This window comes from Tsukamurella paurometabola (assembly GCF_900631615.1).
Lineage (GTDB): Bacteria > Actinomycetota > Actinomycetes > Mycobacteriales > Mycobacteriaceae > Tsukamurella > Tsukamurella paurometabola_A.
This window is the reverse complement of sequence record NZ_LR131273.1, coordinates 1,914,512-1,928,583: the sequence shown is the minus strand read 5'-3', so window position 1 is coordinate 1,928,583 and position 14,072 is coordinate 1,914,512. Positions and strand designations below refer to the sequence as shown.

General features: G+C 69.9%; 21 protein-coding genes. 2 read left to right on the top strand and 19 right to left on the bottom strand.

Features of this window, described 5'->3' with window-relative positions:
* Nucleotides 1–19 precede the first annotated feature (19 nt).
* From ELY19_RS09660 to ELY19_RS09625, 8 genes are all read right to left on the bottom strand, one after another.
* Nucleotides 20–1,387 (bottom strand): MFS transporter, encoded by a 1,368-nt coding sequence (locus tag ELY19_RS09660; RefSeq protein ID WP_126196005.1) that lies wholly within the window; start codon nucleotides 1,385–1,387, stop codon nucleotides 20–22.
* Between the two features lie 27 nt (nucleotides 1,388–1,414).
* Complete coding sequence (locus ELY19_RS09655) at nucleotides 1,415–2,278, bottom strand: DUF8832 domain-containing protein (RefSeq protein WP_126196004.1); 864 nt, start codon at nucleotides 2,276–2,278, stop codon at nucleotides 1,415–1,417.
* Between the two features lie 153 nt (nucleotides 2,279–2,431).
* On the bottom strand, nucleotides 2,432–2,662 hold the full coding sequence (locus ELY19_RS09650) for a hypothetical protein (RefSeq protein ID WP_126196003.1): 231 nt from the start codon (nucleotides 2,660–2,662) through the stop codon (nucleotides 2,432–2,434).
* 295 nt (nucleotides 2,663–2,957) lie between these two features.
* On the bottom strand, nucleotides 2,958–3,344 hold the full coding sequence (locus ELY19_RS09645) for a hypothetical protein (protein ID WP_126196002.1): 387 nt from the start codon (nucleotides 3,342–3,344) through the stop codon (nucleotides 2,958–2,960).
* A gap of 80 nt (nucleotides 3,345–3,424) precedes the next feature.
* On the bottom strand, nucleotides 3,425–4,021 hold the full coding sequence (locus tag ELY19_RS09640; RefSeq protein ID WP_126196001.1) for a hypothetical protein: 597 nt from the start codon (nucleotides 4,019–4,021) through the stop codon (nucleotides 3,425–3,427).
* Between the two features lie 21 nt (nucleotides 4,022–4,042).
* Nucleotides 4,043–4,633, bottom strand: coding sequence for a hypothetical protein (locus ELY19_RS09635; protein WP_126196000.1), 591 nt, complete (start codon nucleotides 4,631–4,633; stop codon nucleotides 4,043–4,045).
* A gap of 2 nt (nucleotides 4,634–4,635) precedes the next feature.
* Nucleotides 4,636–4,950, bottom strand: coding sequence for a hypothetical protein (locus ELY19_RS09630; protein WP_126195999.1), 315 nt, complete (start codon nucleotides 4,948–4,950; stop codon nucleotides 4,636–4,638).
* On the bottom strand, nucleotides 4,947–5,519 hold the full coding sequence (locus tag ELY19_RS09625) for a recombinase family protein (RefSeq protein ID WP_126195998.1): 573 nt from the start codon (nucleotides 5,517–5,519) through the stop codon (nucleotides 4,947–4,949). The genes ELY19_RS09630 and ELY19_RS09625 overlap by 4 nt, the downstream gene beginning before the upstream one ends.
* A gap of 923 nt (nucleotides 5,520–6,442) precedes the next feature.
* On the opposite strand from ELY19_RS09625, the gene ELY19_RS09620 reads away from it, so the two are divergent.
* Together ELY19_RS09620 and ELY19_RS24120 are read left to right on the top strand one after the other, a co-directional pair.
* Nucleotides 6,443–7,354: a DNA-processing protein DprA gene (locus ELY19_RS09620; protein WP_126195997.1), complete on the top strand. Its 912-nt coding sequence runs from the start codon at nucleotides 6,443–6,445 to the stop codon at nucleotides 7,352–7,354.
* A 245-nt stretch (nucleotides 7,355–7,599) separates the two neighbouring features.
* Nucleotides 7,600–8,175: a phosphoribosyltransferase gene (locus ELY19_RS24120; RefSeq protein WP_322745649.1), complete on the top strand. Its 576-nt coding sequence runs from the start codon at nucleotides 7,600–7,602 to the stop codon at nucleotides 8,173–8,175.
* 33 nt (nucleotides 8,176–8,208) lie between these two features.
* Here the strand turns inward: ELY19_RS24120 and ELY19_RS09610 are convergent, their stop codons facing one another.
* From ELY19_RS09610 to ELY19_RS09560, 11 genes are all read right to left on the bottom strand, one after another.
* On the bottom strand, nucleotides 8,209–8,829 hold the full coding sequence (locus ELY19_RS09610) for a 2OG-Fe(II) oxygenase (protein WP_126195995.1): 621 nt from the start codon (nucleotides 8,827–8,829) through the stop codon (nucleotides 8,209–8,211).
* Nucleotides 8,826–9,326, bottom strand: a complete 501-nt coding sequence (locus tag ELY19_RS09605) for a hypothetical protein (RefSeq protein WP_126195994.1) — start codon at nucleotides 9,324–9,326, stop codon at nucleotides 8,826–8,828. Before ELY19_RS09605 ends, ELY19_RS09610 begins: the two co-directional genes overlap by 4 nt.
* Nucleotides 9,307–9,849: a hypothetical protein gene (locus ELY19_RS09600; protein ID WP_126195993.1), complete on the bottom strand. Its 543-nt coding sequence runs from the start codon at nucleotides 9,847–9,849 to the stop codon at nucleotides 9,307–9,309. The genes ELY19_RS09605 and ELY19_RS09600 overlap by 20 nt, the downstream gene beginning before the upstream one ends.
* Nucleotides 9,846–10,112 (bottom strand): hypothetical protein, encoded by a 267-nt coding sequence (locus tag ELY19_RS09595; protein ID WP_126195992.1) that lies wholly within the window; start codon nucleotides 10,110–10,112, stop codon nucleotides 9,846–9,848. Before ELY19_RS09595 ends, ELY19_RS09600 begins: the two co-directional genes overlap by 4 nt.
* Nucleotides 10,109–11,986 carry an AAA family ATPase gene (locus tag ELY19_RS09590; protein WP_126195991.1) on the bottom strand — a complete coding sequence of 626 codons (1,878 nt, stop codon included), beginning with the start codon at nucleotides 11,984–11,986 and terminating at the stop codon, nucleotides 10,109–10,111. Before ELY19_RS09590 ends, ELY19_RS09595 begins: the two co-directional genes overlap by 4 nt.
* Nucleotides 11,983–12,321, bottom strand: coding sequence for a hypothetical protein (locus ELY19_RS09585; RefSeq protein WP_126195990.1), 339 nt, complete (start codon nucleotides 12,319–12,321; stop codon nucleotides 11,983–11,985). Before ELY19_RS09585 ends, ELY19_RS09590 begins: the two co-directional genes overlap by 4 nt.
* Before the next feature lie 260 nt (nucleotides 12,322–12,581).
* Complete coding sequence (locus ELY19_RS09580; RefSeq protein ID WP_126195989.1) at nucleotides 12,582–12,842, bottom strand: hypothetical protein; 261 nt, start codon at nucleotides 12,840–12,842, stop codon at nucleotides 12,582–12,584.
* Nucleotides 12,839–13,207 carry a DUF6907 domain-containing protein gene (locus tag ELY19_RS09575; protein ID WP_126195988.1) on the bottom strand — a complete coding sequence of 123 codons (369 nt, stop codon included), beginning with the start codon at nucleotides 13,205–13,207 and terminating at the stop codon, nucleotides 12,839–12,841. The genes ELY19_RS09580 and ELY19_RS09575 overlap by 4 nt, the downstream gene beginning before the upstream one ends.
* The gene (locus ELY19_RS09570) at nucleotides 13,204–13,464 is read right to left on the bottom strand and encodes a hypothetical protein (RefSeq protein WP_126195987.1); all 261 of its coding nucleotides are present in this window, start codon (nucleotides 13,462–13,464) and stop codon (nucleotides 13,204–13,206) included. Before ELY19_RS09570 ends, ELY19_RS09575 begins: the two co-directional genes overlap by 4 nt.
* Nucleotides 13,464–13,742, bottom strand: a complete 279-nt coding sequence (locus ELY19_RS09565) for a hypothetical protein (RefSeq protein ID WP_126195986.1) — start codon at nucleotides 13,740–13,742, stop codon at nucleotides 13,464–13,466. Before ELY19_RS09565 ends, ELY19_RS09570 begins: the two co-directional genes overlap by 1 nt.
* Complete coding sequence (locus tag ELY19_RS09560; RefSeq protein WP_126195985.1) at nucleotides 13,739–13,930, bottom strand: hypothetical protein; 192 nt, start codon at nucleotides 13,928–13,930, stop codon at nucleotides 13,739–13,741. The genes ELY19_RS09565 and ELY19_RS09560 overlap by 4 nt, the downstream gene beginning before the upstream one ends.
* Nucleotides 13,931–14,072: the final 142 nt, after the last annotated feature.

Genomic DNA, 14,072 nt, shown 5'->3' with positions numbered 1-14,072 from the left:
GCCGGACCTCGACACGCGGTCAGGCGGCCTGGCCGCAGGTGCACTGGCATTCGGTGAGCGTGCCGCCCGCGGCGGCGGTGTGCCGCCACGCGGCGCTGCCGGGCACCAGGGCCGGCTCGGGCTCGTGCGTACCGTCCGCCGTGCCCGACGGTGCCGTCACGGTCGCCTCCCCAATGGCGGGCGCCGGGAGCGCCGCCGGCGCGCGACGCCACAGGGCCGGCGCGAGGATCGCTCCGGCGGCGGCGATTCCGGCGAGGAGCGCCCAGGCGGGGACGAGACCGAAGCGGTTCGCACCCCAGCCCGCGATGGGGTAGGCGACGAGCCACGCGAGGTGCGAGAGGGAGAACTGCGCGGCGAAGACGGCGGCCACATCGCCGGGTGCCGCGGCGGCGCGGAGCACCTTCCCGGTGGGCGTGATCGCCATCGCCGAGCCGGCGCCGCTCGCGAACCAGACCACCGCGGTCAGCGCCCACGACGGGGTGTCGGCGGCGGCCATCGCGACGGCACCCGCGGCCGCAGCGGTGAGCAGCGCTGCGCCCGTGAGCATCACGGACCGCTCGGTGAACCGGTCCAGCAGACGCGGGACGGCCAGCGCCACGAGCAGGGTGCCGCCGCCGGACGCGGCGAGCATCCACGCGACCTGGGATTCACTGCCGGCCAGTCGGTCGCGGACGTAGTTGACGGTGTTGACCACCACGATCGAGCCGGCCGCGGCCACCGCGAAGTTCACGGCGAAGACGCCCCGCAGGCTCGGGGTGCGGGCGAAGAGCCTGACGCCCGAGAGGATGCGCTCGGCGGGCCCACCCGAGGACGCGCGGCGCGCGTCGGGCACCGTCGCCCGGAGGACGAGGACCGCGGAGATCACGAAACCGACTGCGGTGCCGACGAACAGGACGTCGAAGTCGATGAGGAGCAGCGCGAGTGCGGCGACGACCGGGCTGACGAGGCTCTCCATCGTGTACGCGACCTGCGACGCGGACAGCGCCGTGGTGTACTCGCGCTCGTCGGTGATGATGTCCGGGATGACGGCCTGGAAGGTGGGTGTGAAGGCCGCCGATGCCGCCTGCAGGGCGCCGATGAGCACGTAGATCTGCCAGACCTCGGTGACGAAGGGCAGCGCGAGGACGATGGCCGCTCGCACGACGTCGAGGGCCACCAGGAAGGCCCGCCGCGGGAGCCGGTCGACGTACGCCGCGGCCAGCGGGGCGATGACGACGTACAGCACCATCTTGATCGTCAGGGCAGTGCCGAGCACGACGGCGGCCGCGGAACCCGCGATCTGGTAGGCGAGCAGGCCCAGCGCGACCGTGGTCAGGCCGGTGCCGAGCAGGGCGACGATCTGCGCGCTGAACAGCAGCCGGAAGTCGCGGTGCGCGAAGGGACCCACGGTGTCTCCTAGGGCGTCGGCGGGCGGTCAGTGGTGGTGCGCGCCGTGGTGGGCGCTGTGCGGCCCGGCGTGCGCGGCGGGCTCGTCGCGCCCGGCCGCGTCGGCGGCGGCCGACGGGGCGGCGGAGACGGGGTCCGCGGCGGCGGGGGCGGCCTCACCGGCCACCAGAGTGAAGTCCGCGGTCCGCACGGTGCCGGCGTGCTGGAAGTCGAGGAACAGCCGGTACGTGCCCGCCGACGGGGCCACGGCGTGGAAGCGGATGTCCGGACCGGCGGGGGTGGCGGGGTCCGTCGGGTCGCCCTCGGGGTGGACGTGCAGGAAGGCGAGGTCGCCGGCGCGCAGCGCGACGAGGTGACCGTAGGCGGCGAGGTAGGGCTGCAGGTCCGTGACCGGGATGCCGCCGCGGGTGACGCGGGCGCGGAGCTCGCCGGCCCCGCCCGGCAGGAGCGCACCGTCGAGCGTGACGACGTAGTCGTCGACCGTCGAGACGGTGCGGCGTTCGAGCAGGTCGCGGGGGCGGTAATCGCCGGGGACGGCGACGTCCGCGCCGAGCACGATGCCGGTGCCGAGCGCGGACGGCACGATGTCGGCGAAGAAGCGCCAGACGCCCGGGGTGAGGTCCAGTTCGACCGACCAGGTGCCGTCCGCGTCCATGACGGGGTGCACGTGCTGGAAGCCGCTGGTGTCGCGTTGGACGGCGATGAAGTGCAGCTTCCGGTCGTGCTGCACGTCGAAGTCGGTGACGGGGGCGTCGTCGGGGCCGAGGATCGCGAACTCGACACGGGTGCGGCCGGCCTCGAGGATATTCAGCGACGGGGTGATGCGGTAGCCCTGCTCCGCGGTCTGCAGCCCCTGCGGGGACGGCGCGACTGCGTGTGCACTGTGGTCCATGACGTGCTCCTTCGGTGTGCGTGCGCGGCGGATCCACCGTCGTGCCGGTACCCCCTGAGGGTACTTGAATTTATACCCCCTAGGGGTATATGCGTCAACCGTCTTCACGAAAGTGACACCGATGGATTCGCCCACGACGCTGGGTTCGCAGCGTCAGTCGTCGGGCACCGCCGCAAGGCGCGGCTTGGAGTAGTAGAGCGTGAAGCTGAGCCAGCTCCTGTCCTCGGTGATCTCGTCGTGCATAACAAGGTCCTCCACCTCGATGGTGCCCAATGCCTCGACGGTGTCGGCGAACCTGCGCAACAGCGCCGGCAGATCGTCCTGCCCGGCGCCCCGCGGGTTCCCCTGCGAGATCGACCTCAGCTGTACCCGGTCATCAGCCATGCCGCGATGGTGTCACGGTCGTCGCGCCTGGTCGAGGAGGTTTCACAGTCAGATTCGACAAGGAAACAAGTAAGGCCCCTGGCCAGTGTTTCCACTGATCAGGGGCCCTGCTGTCGTCTCAACCAACGAGTCGGGGTGGCGGGATTCGAACCCACGACCTCTTCGTCCCGAACTCGGCGTCCTGGGCGTTTGCGGCGTTGGCGCTTCACGGCGCGTACGGAAATTACCACGTCAGCGCGTTGTGGTCGTTGGCGCCGGATGGGGCTCGCTCCGGCTACTGCGGACTGGCTGCGGACTAGCAGTACCAGCGCCCGATGCGAGCGGGCTCCTTGGTGTAGAAGTCCGCCACGGGCTCACCAGGAACCACCTTCAGTAGTCCCCCGGACACTTCCACTCGGTCGCCGGTGGCGCGGTCGGTTATCGCAACCGCTGTGCCGCCGATGGCCTCGATGTCAACGTCGGGATCCTGCAAGTCCAGGGTCCAGGTGCCACGGTTGGCGCGGCCGCGCAGGTAGGTGACCATGTCGTCGTGACTGGACGTGGCAAACCTGCACTTGTGCCCCGCGATGGCGCCCCGCGGTCGCGCCCAGTAGAGATCTCCTTCGATCGTCACCTGGTGGCCGATCGTCTTAGCGGCAGCGTCGAGGGCCTGACGATCTTGCTCGTTGACTGGTAGGTCCATGCGCGCAATTCCACCTCAGCCGCCCGCGTTGGGCGGCCGCTTCTGGGAAATCTGCCGGGTGCGCGCGAGCGCGGGGCTGGCTAGCGGATCCGCCCGATCGTGCCCACCTGCATAAGTCCGCGTGGGTTGATACGGATGACCCTCGCATCGCCCGCAATGTGGACCTCCGACGCGCCCCTGTCGCACTCGAGCGCAACGTACCGAGCCAGCGCGAGCAACTGCTGGTCAGTGCCCTCAAATCCGTCGTGGACGAGCTGTGGCGGGATCGGCACCTGCGGAACGATCCAGAATCCCTCAGTGACGTTGTCCCTGCGCTCGAACGAGTCACGTGAGGAGAACGACTGTCGCAGTGGGGAGTGACGATCCGCAGAGAACGAGTAGATGTACGCCGTCGAGTGGTGCCCCTCGGCCTCGACGGGTAGGTCCGCCGATCGCATCGCGAGGAAGGCGGGGGTCATCTCGGCGACGGCGTGCGGCTCGGATGCGGCGGGCATCGCGGCGACCTGGTCGAGCCACGGGCTGACAACGTCGGCCAGCCCTGTGCCGGCGACGATGAAGCGTCCGGAGTCGGGCGCCCAGCACTTGGTGTAGTGCCGGCCCGCTTCACCGCCCATCCCGAACGTGTCCATCACGACGGCGATCTCGTCTCTCGCCAGCATGGAAATGAGCAACGTCATGCATCGACCGTACGGTCAGGCTCAGGTGCGCGGGATGATCTTCGCGAGGTTCTCGTTGAGGCGGCTCACGGTGCGCTGGTAGATCGCGCTCGCGCCGGGGATCGTCGGGAAGTCGGCGTCGACGACGGCCCGCGCCGCGGCGGCGACCTCCGGAGTCAGGGCGACGTCGTTGAGCGCGAGGAAGTAGACCGCGCCTTCGACGGCGTCGAGGGTCTCGCCGGCATCGCGGTCGGTGGTGACCATGCCGATCTCGGTGGGGCTCAGGACGCCGGCACCCGCGGCGAGGAGCGCCTCGAGGAGGTCCTCGTCGGTCATGGCGCGAAGGCCGTTGACGGCGTCGCGCAAGGTTGCTCCGTCCTTCGCGTCGAGGTGGCCGCCGCGCTCGATCAACGACTCCGCGACCGCGACGACCTCGTCCGCGAGATCGGCAGGGACTCGGCGGCCCTCCTTGTCGACGGAGGCGAGGAGCCAGAACAGCGCGTCGGCGGGGTCGCCGACGTCGATGAGGCTCTCGTCCGTGACCAGCTCGACGACGCCGGTCGCGGCGAGGATCCGGTGGTACAGGTGGCGGATCGCCTCGTCGAGAGTGCCGCCCGGCTCGATAGGGCGCATCGTCACAGCTCCCGGAGGTTGTGCTGCTCGGCCTCGACGCGCGCGATCTCGGCGGTCAGGTCGCCGAGCGCGGTCGTGATCCGCTCCCGCTCGACTCTCGGTAGGCGCCGCCACTGCAGGTCCGTGACCGCGGCGGCCTGGTGCGCGGTCCAGCCGTAGCGGGCCTGGAGCTCGGCGACCGCGCCGTCGATATCGTCGGCCGCGAACATGATCTCGAGGACGTCGCGGTGGTGGTCCATCGCCTCGGCGATCGCCACGAGGATGTCCCGGCGGGCCCGCTGCTGCTCGAGGGTGATCCAGGGATCGCGACCGGTCATGCCGCGGCCCGGTAGTTGTAGACGCTGGCGCGGCTGATGCCGTAGTCGGCGGCCAGCTTCGACGGGCTCTCGCCCGCGGCGAGGCGGGCGCGCAGCTCGGCGGCCTGGTCGTCGGTCAGCTTGGCCTTGCGGCCGCGGTACTTCCCGGCAGCCTTGGCGATCGCGATGCCCTCACGCTGCCGCTCGAGGATCAACGACCGCTCGAACTCGGCGACCGCCCCGAGCATCGTCAGCAGCAGCTCGCTCATGGGCGAGTCGTCGCCGGTGAACGTCAGCGCCTCCTTGACGAACTCGACGCGCACGCCGGCCGCGGTGAGCTCGCGGACGATGCGGCGGAGATCCTCGACGTTGCGGGCGAGTCGGTCCATGGAGTGCACGACGAGGGTGTCGCCGTCGCGGACGAATCGCAGGGCCTCGGCCAGCGCGGGCCGGTCGGCGGTCTTGCCGCTCGCCTTGTCGGTGAACATGCGGTCCACAGGGATCCCGTCGAGCTGCCGGTCGGTGTTCTGGTCCACGGTGGAGACGCGGACGTATCCGATGCGCTGGCCGGTGGCGGTCGCGGTGGTCATGGTGGCCTCTCGGGCGGTGGTGCTTGGTGGTGTCTAGTTGGACTCTATGGTGTTCCTAGACGACTGTCAATCAATACCGTTCTGGACTCTATTTGTACGTGGCGACCGGGCAGGGGCGGTGTCCAGCATGGGTGCACTCCAACTGAACGGCACGAGGGCGTGTCGCGGAAAGTTGTGCCACGCTGGTGTCCATGTGCCAGTACGACCGACGGTGCGAAGTAGGAACACACAGGCCGGGGACAGTGTGCCGCTACACGCGGCGAAGCGGTCGCCCTGCGGCGTCACCCTTCATGCAGCAGCCCGTCAATCGCACGAGCGGGGCAAGTCGTCGCGCTGCACAGACGACACCGCGATCGCCTGCAGCACGGACGGCGCGAGCGACGAGTGGTGCAGCGGGCGGTGATCTGCTCGTCTGGCTTGTCCTCGCGGCGGCGGTCCAGGACCGCCTGTGGCTGTTCTGGCTCGGTGTCGTCGCCGTCGGGATCCCCGCTGCCCTCGCTCTTGGCTGGACGTACCAGTGCTCGGCTTGGACGAAAGACGGTGCTACGCGCTGCAGGAATGCGCGGCCCGGGTTGTTCCGGCGCTGCCATCACCACCAGAGCACACCGTTCACGGCGTATGACTGGGCTGCATCGTTCGCGGGCATGGTCGCGACTGTCAACGCGATCGTCATGTGGCGGGTGCTGGTCGGATAGCTACACCGCCCGGACGACGCGGATGGTGATCGTCTGTGTGGTGGGTTCGGTCTGGGCTTCGTATAGGCCGTGCGGACCCCGCGACGGCGTCCATGAGGGCATTGAACTCGTCGGTATGGTCGTGATCGCCGCCGCTGATGTCACCGGCGCGCCGTATGCTTAGGTCCGTCATCAGACAGGGGTGAAACCCGCATAGAGCCCGCCGTCCCCACACAGCGAACGGAGGAAATGGTGAAGTACTCGACCGCCGCGACTGTCGTGGCGCTGATGCGGGATCTCCCGGGCAACCTCACGCAGAGCACCCTTGGCGAGGAACTGCTCGACTGCGGTTCCGCTGACGCGGTGTGGGACGCTCACGTTGGCGCGACCTTGATGTCCGTTCCTGGCTCGGACCCGGACCGTGACGGCGCCCAGCACGACATCGACAGGTGGACCGATCTCGGCTGGAAGGTCCTCACGGTCCTCGACTCCGAGTACCCGGATCGGGTGCGGGCGGCTCGGCGTCCCCCGTCGCTACTGATGGCGGAGGGGACGCTCGCCGAGGACACTCCCGCAGTGGCGATCGTCGGGTCACGTAGGGCGTCTGCTGCGGCCCTGGAGTTTGCCGCCACGGTGGCGCGCGGCCTGGTCGAGCATGACGTGACGGTTGTGTCGGGCCTCGCGGAGGGCGTCGACACCGCGGCGATGACTGCGGCTCTGGAGTGGGGGGGCCGAGTGGTCGGAGTTATTGGCACGGGCATCGATGTCGCCTATCCGGCTCCCAACCGCCTGCTGCAGAGGGCCATCGCTGACCGCGGCCTGGTGCTCACCCAGTTCCTGCCGGGATTCCGGGGAGCGAAGTGGGCGTTCCCCGCACGAAATCGGACGATGAGTGCCTTCGCTCAGGTCACCGTGATCGCGGAGGCCAGTGAGAAGTCCGGCACCAAGCACCAAGCATCCGAGGCCGTTGCGCACGGTCGGCGGCTGGTGCTGCACCGCAGCGTTGCTACGGGCACAACGTGGGGCCTTGACTTGGCCGGCCGGCCGGACGTGTTCGTCGTCGATACGGCCCATGAGGCGATCGAGCAGCTGGAGCGGATCGCCGCTGCCGACCAGTCGTTGCGCGCACGGCTGTCGACCCTGTCGGGCAGTGGGTGGTGACAGATCCGAACGAGGAAGGCCGTGACGCGGTTCGGACCGGTCTAAGCCGGATCTCCTACTTCCACAACGTCGAACCTGCCGGACCAGGAATCTGCACCGTGTGCCGACAGCCCTCCCCTTCCCATACGTGCGGCACGTGCTCAAACACGGAGGCCGCGCTCGACGGGCTGACCTGCGATCACACGTACTTCCTCTCATATACCGACGGGTGGAGCCCATCCGGACGTTCGCAGAGCGCGCAGACGATGCGTCTGTACAAGAGCACCAACCCGCCGGAACGCAGCGTCGCTGACGTCCACATGCTGACGAACATCGTCACATGGATACACGACCGATGTATGAGGCAGGCGGAGGACGGCCTAGATTGGGCTGCCGCGACTTACGTGCCCTCACGAACCCTACGAGTCGGGCACCATCCGGTGGCCAGGGTGGCAACGACCGTAGCGCGGCTGGTGGGAGACGAGCCCGACAGCAACGGTGAGCGCCGCATCCCTCGGCGCCGTATCGGGGTGGGTTCGTACGATGCTCCGAGAGTTGCTAACGCTGACCGGTTCGCGGTGCCTGATCCGGTGCGTCGCATCATCGACGGGAAGAGGGTACTGCTGGTTGATGACATGTGGACCACCGGCACGTCGGTCCAGTCCGCTGCGGCTGCCCTGAAGCTCGCGGGTGCGGCCTCGGTCACTGGCCTCTGCATTTCGCGGTGGCTGGCATGGAATTGGGATCCTCATGTACCGCTGCTCAAAAAGGTCACCTCGCGCGCCTATGATCCCTTCTCGTGCATCGCATTCGATCGGTGCTGCGACATACCCCGTGGTTGATCGTGCGACACGCTGCCGGAAGGTGGCCCGGCCTCAGCTGGGGTGACGCGCGAGGTAGCGGCTCAGTCGCGGGGTCCACTCCCAGCGGAGGTACGTGGCTACCTGCACGAGTGCCTTGACGGCGATGCGGGTGCCGCTGGTGATGGGCCGGACTTCGTGCGGGACGTCGCCGCGGAGGACCACTACGTCACCGATCCCGGGCTGCAGCACCTTTCGGCCGATCACGAGTTCTCCGCCCTCGTAGTCGACCCCGGGCTCAGACAGGTACAGCTGGGTGGCGAACGGGACGCGTCCGACGGGTTCGTCCATGCCGGGCAGGATGATGCCCTCGTAGCTGTTGTCGGTATGCCGACGCATGAAGTCCCCTTCGTCGTAGGTCAGGGCTTTCAGCTCGGCGAGCTCGGTGACACCGGTGTGGAAGTGCCTCTCGTCGGCCCAGCGGACGAGTCGGGTCATCTCGCGGGCCAGGTCAGGCGCGGTCTGCGCGCTGAGTGAGGTGGCGCCCGGGCGGTCGAGCCGCGCAGCGATCCCGCGGGCCACCTCGGCGATCATGGCTGCCTTGATGTGGAGCACCTTCGGGCCGGGCAGCGCCGTCGTGGTGGCTGGCGGAGCGGGCAGCATGTTCGTGCTCGGGCGGCCCTCGTTCTCGATCACAGCTGCTCCTCACCGTGGCTTCGGCGGGTCTCGGCCGTCAAGGCGTCAGCCGCGGCGCGTGCCCCCTCGATGAACGCGCGGGTGTCGTCGCGCTGGGCGAGCGGCTGCAGACCGTCGAGGAGGCGGCGCACCGCGTGGTGGCTGTCGTCCACCGGATTGGGCTGAGGTGGCACTGCGGGTGCATCGGGCGGGCCCACCTCGAGCGTGACCGCGTACATGCGTCGCTGAGACTGCACCGCGAGCACGGCAGGGTGATCGGCGGCGAGGCGGCCGGCATCGACCTCAGCGTCGGCGAGATCCGCGGCCACGGCGACTGTTCCGGCCATGTCCACGACGGCGGGCCACCGCGCAGCGATCTCGCTGCGGGCGGCGGCCAACTTCGCGTCCGGGTCGGTCGCGACGCGCACAGGGGGAGTGTCGGCGACGTCGACGAGCCAGCTCAGCGTGAGGTTCGCGAGCCGGGCTACCTCGGCGAGGTCACGGGTGGTCAGTGTCATTGCATGCCTCCTCGGCTTCGACGTCGATGGTCTCGACGGTGGTGTCCTCGCCCGCGGTGAGCTGCTGCAGTCGCGCCCGGATCACAGCGACGTCGCGGTCGATTTGCTCGCGGCCCTGTACCGTCGGCGCGAGCTGCCCGGCGTCCGCGGCGAGACCGAGCAGCGCGACGATCCGGTCCTGCGCCTTGAGCGCGGTCGAGATCATCTGCGCGGACCCGACGAGCGCCCGAGAGTCGGCGGACTGGATCCGCCGCACAGCCTCGCCGTACAGCCACTCGTACCGGGCGAGGGCGATCTCCCGGTACTCGGCGGCCGACTCCACGGATTCGCGCCGCACGAGCCGAGTCACGGCCCTGTGTGCGCTGCCAGGGCTCGCGTAGCCGACCTGGTCGGCGATGTCCGCCCACTGGGCACCGTCGCGTCGCATCCGCGCGGCCTCGACGGCGCGGAGGTGGTCGTCCACCTGGTCTGGTCGCACGATCGTCACCTCCTCGTCTACACCGTCGCTGATTTCACCGGTCATGGCGTCCTCGGTTCGTCGTCGGGCGCGGGGTCGGTTCTAGAACCGACCGGGCTGGCGGCGTGTTCGCGTCGGGCCTGCCGGATCTGGTCGGCGACGACCTGGACGGTGACGCCGTACCGGGTCGCGATCTGCCGGTGCGTCCAGTGGTCGGGGCCGGTGAAGCTGACGAGGCGCAACATCTGGGCGCGCCGGCACCGGAACCACGGACCGGTGCGGGGCGGATGCTGAGCGAGCTCTTCGGCGACCGGGTCGTCGTCGATCACGCGGACCTCCGGGTGTCTGTGGCGAGGCGGTAGCGCGCGCCGACGCCGGTTCCGTCAGGCGCGATCACCGTGCCCTGGTCCAGAAGCGATTCGAGGGCATCACCCAGGAGCCGTGGAGCGCGGATCTTCTCGTCACCGTGGCCGGTCCCGTACTTGCTGCCCTTGAGCCTCTTGTCGAGCTCGGTCCGGTTCGCGGCGCCCTCCGTGAGCTGCCGGTGAAGGCGGCCGGTCACCAAGGTCACAGCGTGCCGATACGCGTCCTCGGTCATGCCGAGCTCCGTGGCCCTGCTGCTGGCGCCGACGGTGGAGCTGGCGGAGCGGGCGGGGATCTCGGGCACGCTGACGGAGTCCTGTTGGGCGGGGCCCGAGGGCAAGGGGTTCGTGGAGCGCAGCGGAGCGGTTCCCGCGGCGGCCTCGATACCGGGCTCGGCCAGCACCCGCTCGACGTGTTCGTGATCCTGCCCGTCGTCCTGCGGTCCGATGCTCTGCCGCACTCCAGAACAGGCTGCCGCGAGAACCTCTCCACCTTCGCCTTGCGGCTCAGGTTCCGAGGACCTCTTGCCCTCGATCAGAGACCTACCGGACTCCGGTGCCATGCCTGATTCCGTGGCAGCCTCGTCGAGGTAGTCGGAGTCGGCGGCAGCGTGACCTTCCTGTTCCCGAACCTGTCCCACCCCACCTGTTCCGGTACTACCCGGCCCACCTGTCCCCCTCTCTATAGAGAGAGGGGGACGGGGACAGGTGCCGTCCCCGACTGTCCCGGAGTCGCTGGGGACAGGTGCGACCTGCGGCGATTGCCCGCCCACGGGTGCGCTGTCCCCGGGACTGGGGGACAGCACCTGTCCCGGAGCCTCGGGGACAGGTCGCATCCCGCCCTCAGCGCGTTCACGGCGGCGCTTGATCGCGGCGGTCAACACCTCGTTGCGGACCCGAACGTCGTGCTCAGCGAGAGTCGCACGCGCACGATCCCGGCCGTGAGCGAGCGGCACGTCGAGGCGGTCGAGGTGCTCTTCAACCTCGCTGACCGGATCGACCTGCTGCGTGACTGACGGGGTGCCGGTGACCGCGAGCGTGCAACGCCGCTCGTCGTAGTCGGCCGTCGGCTCGTCGTGCCGGCGCGGCGAAACCGCCGTCTCGGGAAGCTGGTGCCGGACGAGCCGCACGTCGTGCTTGCAGCCGCTCGGGGCGTCCTTGTGCTTCTCGCACTCGATGCTGGCCGTGAACTCCTTCTTGCCCTTGGTGAGGACCAGGTGAGACCACACGCCCGATGGCCAGGCGTTGGTTCCTCGATCCGACCCTGTCTTGCCCGTGTGGTGGATGACGAGCGCGGTGGTCCCGGTCTTGTCGACGATGTCCTCGACGGCACGGATGAGCGGCCCTTGTGCCGTGGAGTCGTTCTCCTCGACGCCGATGGAGCACTTCGCGCGGGTGTCCACGATGAGGAGCGCAGGCCGGTCCTCGATGCAGTGCGCCTTGACCTGGTCCATGTCGACGGGGCTGCCGAGCTGGATCGCACCGTTGTGCACGCGCAGGTGCGCGCCCACGGTGGCGGCCTCGACGTCGTGGACGTCGCACCATGCGAGGATCCGCTTACGCAGCCCGGCGGCGCCCTCCGCGGCGACGAATACGACGTCCTCAGGTTCGGTGGTCGCGAGGCCCGATGCGACTGTGCATGCGGCGTCGATCGCGATGAACGACTTGAAGGTGCCGTAGCCGCCGGAGAGCTGCGCGAGGGTGCCGCGGTAGAGCAGTGGGCGGCCGTCGGCGGCGCGGTACAGGGGCGGCGGCTCGCGGAGGCGTCCGAGGTCGTCGAGGGACAGCAGCCGCTCGGCGAATCTGTTCCCGGGCGGTTCGCCGGACTGGTGGTCGGTCACAGGGCACCGTCCACCGTGAGGTCGTCGGCCTCGTCGTCGCGCGGATCCTCGGCAGCCTCGGGTGCACCGCCGGGGCCGTAGACGATCCTCGCGGCTTCGGCGTGGGTGAGGCCGAGCAGCTGGAGGATGTCCGCCGTCGGGGCGAGGAGCCTGTGCCCGGTGCGCACGACGGTGATCCGGCCGGCGGCCTCGAGGGTCTTGAGTGCACGGTGGGCGGCGGACGCGGAGCCGACGCCGACGGCGGTTCCGAAGTCCGGCCAGGGGCGGACGAGGTGCTTCTCGAGGAGCGGCGTCAGGGCCTTCTGCTGCAGCGTGAGGGTGGTGGGTGCGGGCATGTGGGGCTCCTGCTGTGGGAGGCCCGGCCCAGCGCCAGCGGCGAATTGTGTGCTGGCGGTTTGGACGTGGGAACCTCGGCGGGTGCTCGGTCCAAAGCCAGCAGCGTGTCCGTACAGGCTACCGCGTTCGGTCCGGGCGGGAATGTATTGACGTGGCGCGGCGTGGGTCGCTGCGCGTACCGTCGGCGGTGCGGGGGCGGTGCCTTACCCAGCTCGATCGCAGAGGGCCGCCTGAAAGGCGGGGCCCGCCCCCGTGCACATCACCCGCCGCCGGTGTCGACGGGCCGCCAGACCCGTGCTGGGTACCCCGGCCGTCGGGGCGAGTCGGCCCAGCCTGCGTGCTCGATCTGTCCGGCCTCAGCCAGGTGCACCACGACGCCGCCGAGGAACGTTCGGTGCACCTCGAGCCACGCCCGCGTGGTGCGGGGAACGCGCTCATGCACCTGGTCGGCGACGAACGGTTCGCCCTCGGCGACGAGGGCGGCCAGCACGCGTCGTACGCGTGCGGGGTGGTCGATCATGGTGTCGCTCCAACAGGTTCGGTGTGCTGGTGGTCGATCAGGTCCGCCGCCACGGTGAGGCCAACGGCGAGCTGGCGGGCCTCGGCGGCGGTCAGGCAGAGCTCGCGGTCGATCTCGCCGTGCCGCTCGTCGAGCACGTCGAGGTACAACGACACGACGGCGTACTCGTTGAACCGGCCGATCGCGCTCGTGGACACGTGGGGCGCGAACCAGGTCAGGCCGTCGCGTTGCGGCTCGGGCTCCTCGAGGTACAGCTCCACCGTCGTCGAGGTGCTGACGCACGTCTGGTCGCTGCGGCCGACGGCGCCGTTCTGGTGGCCGGTGCCGTCGACGCACCAGGGCTCGCAGACTCGCGGGGAGATCATGCTGACCTCCGGCGGCGGGCGGCGACGATGGCGGTGACCTCGGTGACGGCGGAGCGGATCCCGTCGGCGACGGTGAGAGCATCGGCGGCGCGGAGGCTGACGACGTGGTCGCTCGCATCGTGCGGGTCGGCCGAGCGGTCCGCCAGCGCGACGAACACCTCGCCCGCGGGATCGTCGACGAACGTCGAGACGACCAACAACCGCGAACGCTCGACGTGCGGGACGGCCGCGAAGCACAGGTCAGGCAGGTGGTCCATCACTCGGCCGCCTCGAGCGTCGTGAACGCGATCGCGAGCGCGTCGAGCAGGTGGCTCGCTTCGAGAGGTTCGCAGCCGAGGACCGCGGCGAGGTCCCGCGCGGCCGCGGTGTACTCGGCCGCGCACACGCCGAGCGCGTCGAGCGTGCCGGGGTCGTGCGGCACGTCGACGGTGCCGGGCTCCGCCGTGCGGATCGCCACGCCGGCGAACTCGCCGAGCACCCGCGCGAGGTGGCCACGCCGAGTGGCGCGTGGGAATTGCTGGTCTACGCTGGTCATTGATCGGTCTCCTGGTGGGTGATCTGGTCGGAGGTCCCGGTGGCGTGCTTGGCGGTTCGCACCGGGGCCTCGTTCGTTCGGTCGGACGGTCGGGTGAAGCGGCGGGCGCCTTCGAACTCGTCGGCGCCGAGGCCGCAGTCCGCGTGGTCCTCGAGCGATCGGTAGCGGTCAGGCAGCGCGTTCGCCACGGTGGTCTCCTCCTGGTCTGGTTGCACTCTGGTGTCTACGCGCGCCGTCCTGCGCCCGTCTAGATGACTGCTTCGGCGCGTCGCCCGCGTGCGGCCGCCGGCTCTCGGACCGCTGTCGGCGCCGGAGATCGCCGTCCGCGAC

Coding starts and splice junctions, on each gene's coding strand:
- ELY19_RS09655 (WP_126196004.1), bottom strand. CDS start 2,278: ATGGACCACAGTGCACACGCAGTCGCGCCGTCCCCGCAGGGGCTGCAG.
- ELY19_RS09650 (WP_126196003.1), bottom strand. CDS start 2,662: ATGGCTGATGACCGGGTACAGCTGAGGTCGATCTCGCAGGGGAACCCG.
- ELY19_RS09645 (WP_126196002.1), bottom strand. CDS start 3,344: ATGGACCTACCAGTCAACGAGCAAGATCGTCAGGCCCTCGACGCTGCC.
- ELY19_RS09640 (WP_126196001.1), bottom strand. CDS start 4,021: ATGACGTTGCTCATTTCCATGCTGGCGAGAGACGAGATCGCCGTCGTG.
- ELY19_RS09635 (WP_126196000.1), bottom strand. CDS start 4,633: ATGCGCCCTATCGAGCCGGGCGGCACTCTCGACGAGGCGATCCGCCAC.
- ELY19_RS09630 (WP_126195999.1), bottom strand. CDS start 4,950: ATGACCGGTCGCGATCCCTGGATCACCCTCGAGCAGCAGCGGGCCCGC.
- ELY19_RS09625 (WP_126195998.1), bottom strand. CDS start 5,519: ATGACCACCGCGACCGCCACCGGCCAGCGCATCGGATACGTCCGCGTC.
- ELY19_RS09620 (WP_126195997.1), top strand. CDS start 6,443: ATGGTGAAGTACTCGACCGCCGCGACTGTCGTGGCGCTGATGCGGGAT.
- ELY19_RS24120 (WP_322745649.1), top strand. CDS start 7,600: ATGCGTCTGTACAAGAGCACCAACCCGCCGGAACGCAGCGTCGCTGAC.
- ELY19_RS09605 (WP_126195994.1), bottom strand. CDS start 9,326: ATGACACTGACCACCCGTGACCTCGCCGAGGTAGCCCGGCTCGCGAAC.
- ELY19_RS09600 (WP_126195993.1), bottom strand. CDS start 9,849: ATGACCGGTGAAATCAGCGACGGTGTAGACGAGGAGGTGACGATCGTG.
- ELY19_RS09585 (WP_126195990.1), bottom strand. CDS start 12,321: ATGCCCGCACCCACCACCCTCACGCTGCAGCAGAAGGCCCTGACGCCG.
- ELY19_RS09580 (WP_126195989.1), bottom strand. CDS start 12,842: ATGATCGACCACCCCGCACGCGTACGACGCGTGCTGGCCGCCCTCGTC.
- ELY19_RS09575 (WP_126195988.1), bottom strand. CDS start 13,207: ATGATCTCCCCGCGAGTCTGCGAGCCCTGGTGCGTCGACGGCACCGGC.
- ELY19_RS09570 (WP_126195987.1), bottom strand. CDS start 13,464: ATGGACCACCTGCCTGACCTGTGCTTCGCGGCCGTCCCGCACGTCGAG.
- ELY19_RS09565 (WP_126195986.1), bottom strand. CDS start 13,742: ATGACCAGCGTAGACCAGCAATTCCCACGCGCCACTCGGCGTGGCCAC.